The organism is Herbihabitans rhizosphaerae (assembly GCF_004216555.1).
GTDB classification, from domain to species: Bacteria; Actinomycetota; Actinomycetes; order Mycobacteriales; family Pseudonocardiaceae; genus Herbihabitans; species Herbihabitans rhizosphaerae.
This window is the reverse complement of the sequence record NZ_SGWQ01000006.1, coordinates 260899-273634: the sequence shown is the minus strand read 5'-3', so window position 1 is coordinate 273634 and position 12736 is coordinate 260899. Positions and strand designations below refer to the sequence as shown.

General features: G+C 66.5%; 11 protein-coding genes and 1 pseudogene. 5 read left to right on the top strand and 7 right to left on the bottom strand.

The window, feature by feature from the left end:
- Nucleotides 1-182: 182 nt before the first annotated feature.
- Nucleotides 183-1484 carry a NucA/NucB deoxyribonuclease domain-containing protein gene (locus tag EV193_RS19680; protein ID WP_130345637.1) on the top strand — a complete coding sequence of 434 codons (1302 nt, stop codon included), beginning with the start codon at nucleotides 183-185 and terminating at the stop codon, nucleotides 1482-1484.
- 50 nt (nucleotides 1485-1534) lie between these two features.
- Here the strand turns inward: EV193_RS19680 and EV193_RS19675 are convergent, their stop codons facing one another.
- The 3 genes and pseudogenes from EV193_RS19675 to EV193_RS19665 all read right to left on the bottom strand — a co-directional run bounded on the left by EV193_RS19675 (nucleotide 1535) and on the right by EV193_RS19665 (nucleotide 5346).
- The gene (locus EV193_RS19675; RefSeq protein ID WP_130345636.1) at nucleotides 1535-2029 is read right to left on the bottom strand and encodes a hypothetical protein; all 495 of its coding nucleotides are present in this window, start codon (nucleotides 2027-2029) and stop codon (nucleotides 1535-1537) included.
- Between the two features lie 217 nt (nucleotides 2030-2246).
- A pseudogene (locus tag EV193_RS19670) lies at nucleotides 2247-3635 on the bottom strand (IS1380 family transposase).
- A 214-nt stretch (nucleotides 3636-3849) separates the two neighbouring features.
- A complete protein-coding gene (locus tag EV193_RS19665; protein ID WP_130345635.1) occupies nucleotides 3850-5346 on the bottom strand; it encodes a S10 family peptidase in 1497 nt (498 codons plus the stop codon).
- 32 nt (nucleotides 5347-5378) lie between these two features.
- Between EV193_RS19665 and EV193_RS19660 the strand changes: the two genes are divergently transcribed.
- The 3 genes from EV193_RS19660 to EV193_RS19645 all read left to right on the top strand — a co-directional run bounded on the left by EV193_RS19660 (nucleotide 5379) and on the right by EV193_RS19645 (nucleotide 8253).
- Complete coding sequence (locus EV193_RS19660) at nucleotides 5379-6104, top strand: uracil-DNA glycosylase (protein ID WP_130345812.1); 726 nt, start codon at nucleotides 5379-5381, stop codon at nucleotides 6102-6104.
- A 9-nt stretch (nucleotides 6105-6113) separates the two neighbouring features.
- Nucleotides 6114-7025 carry a LysR family transcriptional regulator gene (locus EV193_RS19655; protein WP_130345634.1) on the top strand — a complete coding sequence of 304 codons (912 nt, stop codon included), beginning with the start codon at nucleotides 6114-6116 and terminating at the stop codon, nucleotides 7023-7025.
- 334 nt (nucleotides 7026-7359) lie between these two features.
- Nucleotides 7360-8253 carry an alpha/beta fold hydrolase gene (locus EV193_RS19645; RefSeq protein WP_130345632.1) on the top strand — a complete coding sequence of 298 codons (894 nt, stop codon included), beginning with the start codon at nucleotides 7360-7362 and terminating at the stop codon, nucleotides 8251-8253.
- 154 nt (nucleotides 8254-8407) lie between these two features.
- On the opposite strand, the gene EV193_RS19640 is transcribed toward EV193_RS19645, so the two are convergent.
- Nucleotides 8408-9733, bottom strand: coding sequence for a GntP family permease (locus EV193_RS19640; RefSeq protein WP_130345631.1), 1326 nt, complete (start codon nucleotides 9731-9733; stop codon nucleotides 8408-8410).
- A complete protein-coding gene (locus EV193_RS19635; RefSeq protein WP_130345811.1) occupies nucleotides 9730-10212 on the bottom strand; it encodes a gluconokinase in 483 nt (160 codons plus the stop codon). Before EV193_RS19635 ends, EV193_RS19640 begins: the two co-directional genes overlap by 4 nt.
- Nucleotides 10213-10380: 168 nt before the next feature.
- Between EV193_RS19635 and EV193_RS19630 the strand changes: the two genes are divergently transcribed.
- A complete protein-coding gene (locus EV193_RS19630) occupies nucleotides 10381-11094 on the top strand; it encodes a FadR/GntR family transcriptional regulator (RefSeq protein WP_207222726.1) in 714 nt (237 codons plus the stop codon).
- A 188-nt stretch (nucleotides 11095-11282) separates the two neighbouring features.
- Here the strand turns inward: EV193_RS19630 and EV193_RS19625 are convergent, their stop codons facing one another.
- Together EV193_RS19625 and EV193_RS19620 are read right to left on the bottom strand one after the other, a co-directional pair.
- Complete coding sequence (locus tag EV193_RS19625; RefSeq protein ID WP_341273178.1) at nucleotides 11283-11471, bottom strand: ferredoxin; 189 nt, start codon at nucleotides 11469-11471, stop codon at nucleotides 11283-11285.
- Nucleotides 11472-11473: 2 nt separating this feature from the next.
- Nucleotides 11474-12688 (bottom strand): cytochrome P450, encoded by a 1215-nt coding sequence (locus EV193_RS19620; protein WP_130345628.1) that lies wholly within the window; start codon nucleotides 12686-12688, stop codon nucleotides 11474-11476.
- Nucleotides 12689-12736: the final 48 nt, after the last annotated feature.

Below are 12736 nucleotides of genomic sequence, written 5' to 3'. Positions count from 1 at the left end.
GAACGGAAGAAGGTTGGCGCCGACTAGTCCGTGGAATTCGGCTCGCTCGCACCCTGCCACGGGTATCGACAAAGATTGTGCGATGACGGCTGACAACGTCGTTATTGTAGCGCGCACTTGGGTGGTGGTAATAGGGCAATTGGAAGCTTCACACCTCATACGACCTGTTATCGGAGGAAATAATGAAACGTCGCATTATGGCGACTATAGGAAGCGTCATTGCACTGACCCTCTGGGTCGAAGGGGCTGCAGTGGCTGTCCAACCGTCTCAACCAGCATCCTGGCCGACGGTAGAGGTACTTTCGCTTGCCGCAGTTAACGGTTACCCGCCGGATTTCCTGACAGACGACGAAGCCCTCGACCCGAACAGAATCTTTGCGCACGCCGAAAAGACGGGACGCTACTACAGAAGCAGCGCATCGGACCCGAACCCCGATCCAACCTTGCCGAAGCCTAGTAACATCAACAACGACCTCGGGCTTGACCGCCATTTTCTCGAGGAGTGCCGAAGACGCGCCGATAAGCTTGGAGACCAGACACAAAGCGAGGCTGGCTGGATTCGTAATCACTACGACTGGTGCCAAGCCATGGAAATACGAATTAGCCATGATGGATCGAAAGCGCGGGCACGACTGATTCGGATCGGACAATCGTCCGAATCATCACGGAAGACTCGGATCTATTTCATGATCGATCAAGTCAGTGGCAGCGAGCGCCTGCTTGGATACGACTTCCGGTTCCACACAAACTGCACACCAGCAGCTGACACTGCAGGTACGTGCAATGTCGACAGCAAGGGTTCGCCAACTATGACATTGCGGGACTGGGAACGTGAAGGGGGCGGCACGGGCGCCGAACCTCCTGTCTATCATGAGATCGAGTCGGTAGTCCCGGCACGAGCACCCGGAGACCGGGTAGCACAAAACCGCGTGAAGAACCAGATAACCATGATCGGTAGTGGTACGCAGGACGCGATCGGCGGCGTCCCGGTTCGCTGCGACTCGACAAAGGTAGAAACCGATCCAGAGATCGGCGGAACGGACGCGTGCGTCTTCAATGATGTAATCCCTTATCATGCGTACAGTGCGCGTGAAGGTAGCCTCCACATAGCCGTTGCTGACCATATTGAGCGAGCCTTCGAAAAGCCGGACACCACACTGCCATTCGTGGAAGGAAAGACCGTCCCTGGCAAATTTCAAAGCAAGACTTACCTCTCAAGGACCCGCGACAGTGAGATCAGGCGCTTGAACCGAGCGGAGGCAGTCAAAACGTGCCGAGCTTACGACCCAGATTATCCAGATGACGGAAATTCGTGCGACGAGTACCCATTCGCCACCACGTACGAAGGCGCCTCACGTGGTTTGTACTCGGCGTGGCCGCTTGATGCTATTCAAAACTCAAGCGCGGGCGGCAAGCTAGGTGCGTTCTACAAGAAGGATCGAATTCTCGACGGCGATAAGTTCCAGGTTAAGATCGAACGGTAGCCTCACTCCCCCAAGGGGCGTTTGCGACTCTGCGCAAACGCCCCTTGGTCTTAGTCGCCCGACGGCCACAGCCGAATCACCCACGCCTCGACGCCATCGAGCTGGACTGCGGGGTCAGCGAAATACTGCTGGCGCGCCTCTTCTCGGCCATTGCAGCGCACTAGGATCTTTTGCCGGCCAGGCCGCGCAAGCGGAATACCTGAGATATCATCACCGAATGCTCCAATCGAAACCGAGTTGGAGCTAAAGACAGCTGTAACGGTTTGCTCCTCATCACTGACTTCGTTGAGAGCCTCCAGTGGCGGTTGAGACCGCCACGTTTCGACGATAACCGTCACATCCTGCATGTCTGGATAGCTGTGAAAGTAGAGAGTGTCTTCGTACGCCGTGCACAACTGCAATGGTCTAGCTGCGAAACCGGGGCCAGGTTCCTGTATCGGCTTACCGTCGCCCGACATCATGAAGAACCCGTACTCTGTTAGCACAGAATTTTCGACACGAGCGAGTCGCTCATTCGAATTGCCTGTCGTTTTGGCAAATGGCATGGCGCAATGGTAGCGCATTCGCCGACTCGCCTGGTGGTCTTCACGGGAGTTGCTACGGCGCATTAGCCTCGATCTTTCGTGATCTTGGTCGGGTGATCTTGGTTTGCCGGATGTTGATCTTTGTGGCTGGTGTTGGGTGGCTGGGCGTGGCGGTGTGCCCGCTTAGCTGGTTGTGCGGGTGCTCCGGGTGCTGCTTGTTGGGGTCGGGGTGGCGGGTTCAGGTTGTGTTGAGAGGCGTGAGGCGTTGGTGTGCGGTGGTCAGGGTGTCGGCCCAGGGCCAGGTGGTGGGGATCTTGAGTCGTAGGTGGCGTGCGGTGCGGACCAGTCGGCCGGCCACGCCGAAATCCGTAGACGGAGCCGTTAGGTTCTGCGACGGCTGCCCAGCCGGTCAGCGCGAGGCGTTGGGTCCAGGCGACCAGGTCCTGGGCCAATGCGCAGATCTCCAACCAGAGGGTGTTCTGGGTGGCGTCGTGAAAGGGCAGGTTGCGCAGGCCGGTGTCTTTGGCCGCGCGGATGCGGTCCTCGACGCGGGCGTGGCGGCGGTGCCGCAGTTCCAGGTCGGCGTGCTGCCCGCCCGCGGTGTTGGTGAGCAGTCCGGTGACTCGCAGGCCGTTGGTGTCGGTGAACCGTAGTTGGGCGCCGGGGTGCGGGCGTTCCTTACGCAGGATCAGCCGGGTCCCCGGCGGCCAGGCCGTCAGGTCGACCAGGCCAGTGGCTTCGGCCACCCATGCCCCGTCGCGCTCGCAACGGTCGGTGTCGTAGGTCGGGGTCCACGCCTCGCGCGGCAGCAAGCGCGAGCGCGCGAGCACGGTGGTGATGTCGAATTGGTGCAGGTAAGCGCCCACCGAGAACTGCATCCCCAACTCGGCGATCCGTTTGGTGAAGCCGTGGGTGGCGCCGGCGGCGTCAGTGTGCACCAGGACTGCCCGCCGTCCCTCGACATCAGTCTCGGTGGCGTCCTCGGGTAGCTGAGCCAGCGCCTGATCCAGCACGGTGAGGTGATCCGTAGTGGTGTTCGAGCCCGCGTTTCCCTTCCGCAGCAACGATGCCACCGGCTCCCCGGTCCCGCCGTCGACGTGATCGACATAGCCGAGCAACGGATGAAACCCGAACGTCTTCTTCCAGGTCTTGGCCGCCCACTCCTTGTCCGAATGCGCGATCACCAACGTCGCGTCCAGATCCAGCACCACCAGCCCCGCCTGCCTCGGCACCCCAGCCATCTGCCACACCCGCGCCCGCGCATCGGCCCGCGCCGCACGGATCGCCGCCAACGAACCCTCCCCGGACTCCTCGGCGAGCCGATCGATCAGCCGCGACACCGTCGGATCCGACGCCACCGCCCCGAACACACCCGGCTGCGCCCGCACCACCGCCATATCCGCGGCACAGTCCCACCCAGAGCGACCGCGACAGCCAGATCCAGCATGACCTTGGCCGGATCATGGATTGTCCGCACCGGCCGCCACGGCGCCAGCCGAGCCGACATCGCCCGGTCCAAGCCGCACACACGAGCCGTCTCGGCCAACAGAACACCTCCGGCCGAGGAGATCAACGACTCGCCGCCGGACACAACTGACAACCACGGACGCCACCGGTTACGCTTCACCTACGGAGTGCCTTCCTACGAGTGGTCACTGATGTCTTCGCAAACACCAGTTTCCCTTGCAGGACAGGCACTTCCGTGCATCTACAGCACGTGTCGACTCAAATCCCGTGAAAGCACGAGGTTAGCGCGGGATCACGGTGTGTCGCCGGTCAGGCTCGCGGCCTCCTGGCTACAGACCGGGCACCAGCCGATGGGGTGCTTCATAGCCTCAGAACTACGTCCGGTTTGAGGCTGTGGCGACGAAATCGGCGAGGTCGTTGGACTGTTGGGTGCGGCTGGCGGGGTGGACGTACATCATGTGGCCGGCCTCGTAGTAGGCGACCGTGATGTTGTCGCGCAGTTCGGCGGGGACGGCCAGGTGCGCCAGGGTGTGCTCGGTGGCGTAGTACGGCGTCGCACCGTCGTGATAGCCGGAGCCGACGTGCACCTTCAGATGCGGGTTCGCGCGCATCGCCGCCGCCAGTTTGTCCGACACCGTGACGTGCGCGTTCTCGAATTCCTTGTACGACCAGGCCATGTTCGTCTTCGTGCTGAGGATTTCGTAGGGCAGGTCGTTCGCGTACTCCAGCTCCGTGCCGAGATAGTGGTGCAGGCCGGCGGTGTAGGCACCCATGATCGCGGTGAACGACGGGTCGTCCGAAAAGTGCTCCCGCCCGTAGTCGACGTCCCACCCGGTGAACCGGCCGTCCAGCCGGCCGACCGTCATCTTCTTGTGCCGCAACACTTCTGTGAAGAACCGGACGTGCTCCACCCGCAGGTTCACGCGATCGACGTAATCCTCGGACAACCCGGTCAGCCGCGCGATCGTGGCCACGGCCGCCGCCCTGTCCTCTGTGGACAGACGCGCGCCCTGGGCCAGCGCCCAGGGGTAGTCGCGGGCGGCGAACTCCTCCGCGTCGGCGAGCACGTCGGCGAGCGGGCGATCGCCGTGCAGACCGTGGTAATGCGCGATCGCCGCGTAGGTCGGCAGGTACAGCGGATACGGCGAATCGTTGCCGTCGTTGAAGCTCAGCGTCGAGAAGTCGAGCACCGCCGAGATCAACATCAGGCCGTTGACGTACATCCCGTACCGCGTCTGCAGATGCTCGGCGACGCCGGCCGCGCGCGTCGTGCCGTACGACTCGCCGGCCAGGAACTTCGGCGACAGCCACCGTCCATTGCGCGACGTCCACAGCCGGATCACCTCGCCGACCGACTCGATGTCCGCCTTGAACGCGTGGAACTCGGCCGGCTTGCCGCCCTTCACCGCCCGCGAGTAACCGGTCGACACGGGATCGATGAACACCAGATCACTGTGTGCCAGCAGGGTTTCCGGGTTGTCCTCGAGACCGTACGGCGGCGGCTCCAGCGCACCGACGTCACCGGACACCACCCGGCGCGGCCCGAGCAGGCCGAGGTGCAGCCACACGCTGGAGCTGCCCGGCCCGCCGTTGAACGCGAAGGTCACCGGGCGCTTCTCCGGATCGGCCCCGTCGACCGTGTACGAGGTGACGAACACCTCCGCCTTGGCCTGGTGGCCGTCGAACTTCCCGTCCGTCAGCACCTCCTGGCGCAGCACGATCCGCCCGGTCGTCGCGGTGTAGTCGATCTTGCGCCGCGCGACGGTGATCGAGTGCTCCGTGGTGACCAGGTCGTCGGTGGGCTCCCCACCGTTCGCCTCGTCGCGCTGCTCGACGGCGTCGTCGCCGCCGTTGGTGTCCTCTTCGGCCATGCGACAACCCTACGTGTGATGATCGCCCGGTGATGCCGGATCGAGCTTCTCGTGCCACCGACCTGGACCAACTGGACGAGTGGGTGTCCACCTGCCGCGCCTGCCCGCGGCTGGTGGACTGGCGTGAGCAGGTCGCGCGGGACAAGCGCGCCGCCTTCCGCGACTGGACCTACTGGGGCCGGCCGGTGCCCGGGTTCGGGCCCGCGGACGCGGAGATCGCGATCGTCGGCCTGGCGCCCGCGGCACACGGCGCGAACCGGACCGGCCGCATGTTCACCGGCGACCGGTCGGGCGATGTCCTCTACGCCGCGCTGCACGCCGTGGGGCTCGCCTCGCAGCCGACGTCGACGCACGCCGAGGACGGGCTTTCCTTGCGGCACACCAGGATCACCGCGCCGGTGAAGTGCGCGCCGCCGGCCAACAAGCCGACGCCGCAGGAGCGGGACAACTGCCGGCCGTGGCTCGCGCGTGAGCTGGCACTGCTGCGGCCGACGCTGCGCGCGCTCGTCGTGCTCGGCGGTTTCGGTTGGCAGGCAACGCTTCCCGTGCTCTCCGACGCGTGCTGGTCGGTGCCGTCACCGCGCCCGAAGTTCGGCCACGGCGCGCACGTGGAGCTGCCGGCCACCGACGGCGGCGCACCGCTACACATGCTCGGCTGCTTTCACGTCTCGCAGCAGAACACGTTCACCGGCAGGCTCACGCCCGCGATGCTGGAAAAGGTTCTCGAGCAGGCGAAGGCTTTCGCGATTTCCACCTAGAATAACCGCATGATCGACCATCGCTTGCACACACTGCGGGTGCTGAGGGCGGAAGAAACGGTCACGGCGGCCGCGAACGCTCTCCATCTCTCGCCGTCCGCGGTGTCACAGCAGATGCGGCAGTTGTCGAGCGAACTCGGCGTTCGGCTGCTCGATCCGGTCGGGCGCGGGGTGCAGCTCACACCGGCGGCGCTCGCGCTGATCAGGCACGCCGATCTCCTTGCCGCGCAATGGGAGAAGACCCGCGCGGCGCTCGACGGATACCGCGACGGAACGGCTGGCCATCTGCGCGTCACCGGGATCTCGACCGCATTGGCGGAAATCGTCGCTCCGGCCATCGAGAATCTCGAACGACGCTATCCGGAGATGACTTTTCAGGTCAGCGAGGATCCGAACGACGACCATTTCCAGCTACTCCTGACCGATCGCACGGATATCGTCATCGCGATTCTCGCTCCGGACTCGCCGCATTCCAGTGACGGTCGATTCGCGCAGCGATTGCTGTTCGACGAACCACAGGATCTGCTGGTCGGAGAGAACCACTCGTTCGCCGGCCGGCCGTCGGTGCACCTCACCGAGGCCGCCGAGGAGAACTGGATCCAGGCCGGCGATCCGCGCGACCAGCACCAGCTCCTGCTGACGGCCGCGGCGATCGCCGGGTTCACGCCCCGGATCACGCACCGGGCGAGCGACTGGTTCGCCGTCGGCGGGCTCGTCGCGCACGGACACGGCATCTGCCTGATCCCGCGCCTGGCCCCGGTCGCCGGCGACTTGCCCGTGCGGCGGATTCCCCTTGCCGGAGAATGGATCCCGCGTCGGCACCTCATCGTCTGTGTCCGACGCGGCAGTGAGGACCAGGTGCTCATCGCCCGCGGGCTGGACGCGCTCGGCGAGGTGGCCGATCGGCTGCGGCCGAGGTGACCGAGACCGCGCGAACGCACGGCCGTCCTCGGGCGATCACTGCCTCGTTCGTCGTGGAGAGTTGACGAACCTGCAGCGAGCCACAGCGACACCGGGACCACACCACGACACCTGCCGCGACCGGGTGCCGCGACACCTCGGTGAACGGGGTGTCGCGGTCGTTCCTGCCGCAGTGCGGGCATTCGGTCACCATCGCCTGCTCCCTCCCTCCGTCCGACTGTCACAAGGCCAGAGTGGAGCGAAACACCGTTAAGGTCCAGTTCGGGTTTCTGTACACAATCGTGAAGCGTGGCCGCACAATCGAATGTCGGCCGCCCATGGAATGATCTGTGGTATGGGGTTCTCCGCGACAGCGCAGATCAGCACGCCGGTATTGGACATCGCCTACGAGCAGGCGGGGGAGGCCGGCGGGAAGCCGGTGATCCTGCTGCACGGATTCCCGTACGACGTGCGGGCCTTCGACGAGGTCGCGCCGCTGCTCGCGGCGGAGGGGGCGTTCGTGCTCGCGCCCTACCTGCGCGGGTTCGGGCAGACCCGGTTCCGCGACGAGGACACCCCGCGGTCGGGCCAGCAGGCCGCGCTGGCCACGGATCTGCTGGAGTTCATGGACGTGCTCGACATCGAGAACCCGGTGCTCGCCGGCTACGACTGGGGCGGCCGCGCGGCGTGCATCGTGGCCGCGCTGCAGCCGGAACGCGTGCGCGGCCTGGTGACCGTGGACGGCTACAACATCCAGGACATCGAGCATTCCGCCGAGCCCGGCGAGCCGGAATGGGAGCGCACCTACTGGTATCAGTACTACTTCCACTCCGAGCGCGGCCGCCGTGCGCTGGAGCGGGATCGGGACGGGCTGTGCGAATTTCTGTGGCGCACCTGGTCGCCGACCTGGACCGGCGCGTCGGAGGCGTTCGCCGCGAGTGCCACGAGCCTGCACAACCCGGATTTCGTCGACGTCGTGATCCACTCCTACCGGCACCGCTACGACCTGGTCGAGGGCGATCCCCGGTATCAGCGGATGGAGTACCTGCTCGCCGATCAGCCGCAGATCGACGTCCCGGCGATCGTCCTGGAGGGTGCCGACGACGGCATCGGCGGGCCGAGCGCCGCCGAGGACCGTGGCATGTTCACCGAGAAATACGAGTTCCGCAGCCTCGACGGGGTCGGGCACAACGCGCCGCAGGAGGCGCCCCGGGAGTTCGCCGACGCTGTGGCGAGTCTGTTGGGTTAGTGAGCGTCTGAGAACTGCGCTGTGGTCGGCCGAAAGGCGAGGGCGACCGCCGCCACGCCGAAGGCGTCTCTCCCAACCACCCAAGCAACCCGACCACAGGCCTTTCGGCGAAGCCGAACCAGCGGCGGCCTTGCCCTCGCTATCAGACGCTGCGTTAGATCACCAGGTCGGCGAGCAGCACGAAGATCAGCCCGGTCACCGAGATCACCGTCTCCATGATCGACCAGGTCTTGATGTTCTGCCCCACGGTGAGCCCGAAGTAGCCCTTCACCAACCAGAATCCCGCGTCGTTGACGTGCGAGAAGAACAGCGAGCCGGAGCCGATCGCGAGCACCAGCAGCGACGTCTCGCCGGGGCTGAGCGTGGACACCAGCGGCACGAGGATGCCGGACGCGGTGACCGTCGCGACCGTGGCCGAGCCGGTCGCCAGCCTGATCAGCACCGCGACGAGCCAGGCGAGCAGCAGCACGGACAGCCCGCTGCCGGCCACCCAGTCGGTGATCAGCTTGCCGATGCCGGTGTCGATCAAGGTCTGCTTGAATCCGCCGCCGGCCGCGACGATCAGCAGGATTCCGGCGATCGGCGGCAGGCCGGTCTCCACCGACTTGGCCACAGCCTTGGCGTCCATGCCGGCGCTGCGGCCGAGCGTGAACATCGCGACGAGTACCGCGATCAGCAGTGCGATCAGTGGCGCGCCGAGGAAGTCCAACGCGCTGCGCGCCGGATTCCCTTTGCTGGCAACGATATCGGCCAGCGCCTTGCCCATCATCAGCACGACCGGCAGCAGCACGGTGATCAACGTGACCGTGAACGACGGGCGCGGCCGGTCCTCGCGTTCCTCGGTGTCGAACAGTTCCGGCGCGGGCGCGTCCACCCAGCGCGCGGCGAGACGGGCGAACAGCGGCCCGGCGATCACCACGGTCGGCAGCGCGATCAGTACGCCGAGGCCCAGCGTGATCCCGAGGTCGGCCTTGAGCGCGGTCACCGCGGCCAGCGGACCGGGGTGCGGCGGCACCAGACCGTGCATCACCGACAGGCCGGCGAGTGCCGGAATTCCCAGTCGCACCAACGACATTCCGGACCGCCGGGAGATCAGCAGGATCACCGGCATGATCAGCACCAGGCCGATCTCGAAGAACATCGGCAGGCCGATCAGCGCGCCGACGGCGGCCATCGCCCAGGGCAGGCCGCGGCGGCTGGAGCGGCCGATGATCGTGTCCACGATGACGTCGGCGCCACCGGAGTCGGCGAGCAGCTTGCCGAACATCGCGCCGAGTGCGATCAGCGTGCCGACGCTGGCCGCCGTGTCGCCGAATCCCTTGCCGTAGCTGGTGATCGCCGATTCCATCGGCAGGCCGGCGATCGCCGCGACCACGAGCGAGGAGATCGTCAGGCCGAGGAACGGGTGCACCTTGAACCGGGTGATCAGCAGGACCAGCAGCGCCATGCCGATCAGCGCGGCCGGGACGAGGGCGCTCATGCGGGCTCCTCCTTCGCGGCGCGCAGATAGTCGTCGACGATCCGGTCCACCGGCTGGTCGAGGTCCAGCACGATCCCGCGCTCGTCCGGCCCGAGCGGCTCCAAGGTGGCGAACTGGGACGCCACAAGCGATTCGGGCATGAAGTGGCCGGCCCGTCCGGCGACCCGCCTGCGCACCACCTCGGGCGAGCCGTCGAGGTGGACGAACCGCGTGGCCGGCGCGGCGGCGCGCAGCTCGTCGCGGTAGGACCGGCGCAGTGCCGAGCAGCTCACCACGCCGCCGGCCTCGGCGTGCTCGGCGAGCCAGTCGCCGATCGCGCGCAGCCAGGGCACCCGGTCGGTGTCGTCCAGCGGCACACCGGCGGACATCTTGTCGATGTTGGCCTGCGGGTGGAAGTCGTCGGCGTCGGCGTAGGGCACCCGTAGGCGTTGGGCCAGGGCGGCGCCCACGGTCGTCTTGCCCGATCCGGACACTCCCATAACGGCGATCAGCGGTGTGGTGGCGGTCACGGCTTCTCCGTTCGTCGTGCCGGAGATCGTGGCTCATTAATCAGACTTTTACAAGCAGATGAACCCAAAAGACGGTTCTTTATCGATGAGGTCGGGTGCTGGATCGCAATCGTGAGAGCATTGGCCCTTGTGACCGCCATGGAGCCGCCCAAGCAGGCCCTGCACCAGAACGTGCTCCATCACCTGGGCAAGGCGATCGTCTCCGGGGCGGCGGCGCCGGGCGAGGTGCTGCGGATCGACGAGCTGGCGACCCGGCACGGCGTGTCCCGATCGGTGATCCGCGAGGCGGTGCGGGTACTGGCGTCCATGGGGTTGCTGAGCACCCGCCGCCGGGTGGGCGTGACCGTGGCGGACCGGGCGTCATGGAACGTGTTCGATCCGCTGGTGATCCGCTGGCGGCTGGACGGCGACGGCCGCGAGGCTCAGCTCGCCTCGCTCGGGGAACTGCGGCGCGGTGTCGAGCCGGTGGCCGCCGCACTCGCCGCCACGCGGGTCACGCCCGAGCAGTGCGGCGTGCTGACCGGCGCGGTCATGGAGATGTCGGTGCACGGCCGGGCCGGCGATCTGGACGCGTTCCTGCGCGCCGACCTGCTGTTCCACCGGACACTGCTGGAGGCGTCCGGCAACGAGATGATCGCCGCGCTGACCGGTGTGGTCTCCGAGGTTTTGGTCGGGCGCACGCACCACGGGCTGATGCCGCCGCACCCCAACCCGGCCGCGATCCGGCTGCACGCCGATGTCGCGCAGGCCGTGCAGTCCGGCGATCCGGACGCGGCCGAGCGGGCCATGCGGGAGATCATCGCCGAGGCGTCCCGCGCCATGATCGACGAGAACGAGCCAAAAGCGCGCTGAACAACCAGTGAGTGTGATCTCGCCGGCGCACCAAGTCCCACCTGTCACATTTGCGACGACCTGTCACGTTTCCGCACCTCGCTGACCTGCACCTTCGCCGGGGCCCGCGTACTTTAGCGGGCTAAAGTACGCAAAACATGAACGGCGCGGTCGCTAAGTTTCGGACACGCGACGTTGTTCGGTGCGTGCTACGGCTCGACGGTGATCGCTGCGGCCGGGCAGTTGTCCGCGGCGTCGCGTGCGGCGTCCTCGTCTCCGGCCGAGAGCACCGGCGCGAGCACCAGCACCCGGCCTTCCTCGTCGTCCTGGTCGAATACCTCGGACGCGGTCAGCGCGCACATGCCGGAGCCGACGCAGCGCTCCCGATCCGCGGTCACCCTCACGGCGTGTCCCAGGTGACCGGGAGCGACCGCACACCGAGGATCATCGCGTCGCGCAGCGGCACCTCGTCGTCCGGCACGGCCAGCCGCAACGTCGGGAATCGCTTGAACAGCAACGGAAACGCGACGGTCATCTCCACTCGGGCGAGCTGCTGACCGAGGCACTGGTGGATGCCGTGACCGAACCCGACCTGCCCGGCGGTCTTGCGGCGCAGGTCGAGCGTGTCCGGGTCGGCGAACCGGGCCGGATCGCGGTTGGCGCCGATCGTGGAGACGACGACCGTCTCGCCCTTCTTGATCAGTTGGCCGCCGATCTCGACGTCATCGAGCGCGGCACGGGCGGTGGTGTGGATGATCGACAGGTAGCGCATCAGCTCCTCGACCGCGTTGCCGATCAGCTCCGGCTCTGCCGTCAGCGCGGCGAGTTGCTCCGGGTGTCGCAGCAGCGCGAACGTGCCGAGCGCGAGCATGTTGCCCGTGGTGTCGACGCCGGCCCCGAGGAGAATGCCGCAGAGCCCGCCCACCTCCTCATCGGTCAGGTCGTTGGCGGTCTGATCACTCAACAGGTCGCTCAGCAGATCGTCGGTCGGATTGGCGCGCTTGGCCGGGATCAGCTCGGACAGGTAGGCCGTCAGCGCGCCGATCGCCTCGGCGTGATCCTCCGCCGTGGCGTCGTACTCGTTGGTGACCTCCGCGAACCGCTGGAAGACGTCGGCCTTGTCGGCCGGCACGCCGAGCAGCTCGCAGATCATCAGCGTCGGGATCGGCCGCGCGAACGCGGGCATCAGGTCCACCGGCGGGCCGGTGCGCTCCATCTCGTCGAGGTGCTCGGTGACCAGTTCCTCGACGCGGTCGGTCAGCAGGCGCATCCTGCGGACGGTGAACTTGCTGGTGAGCAGGCTCCGGTAGCGGGTGTGTCCCGGCGGGTCGATCCCGGTGAAGTCGCCGGGCGACGCGGGCGGCATCTCGGCCATCCCCATGTCCGGGAACGGCAGGTGCAGCAGCTCGTACCGCGAGCTGAACCGCTTGTCGGACAGCACGGCCCGGACCGCTTCGTGGCCGGTGGCGAGCCAGCCGCGATGTCCGTCCGGGAAGGCCATGCGCACCAGCGGGGCGCTCTCGCGGATCTCGGACAGCTCCCGCGGCGGGTCGAAGGGGCAGCCGGCGGGGTGCCCGGTCGGCAGTTCGGTCACCTCGGCGATTGATTCGGTCACGTCGTCCTCCTCGGCGTGGTGGGATGTTCACTCTTACCGAAACGTATG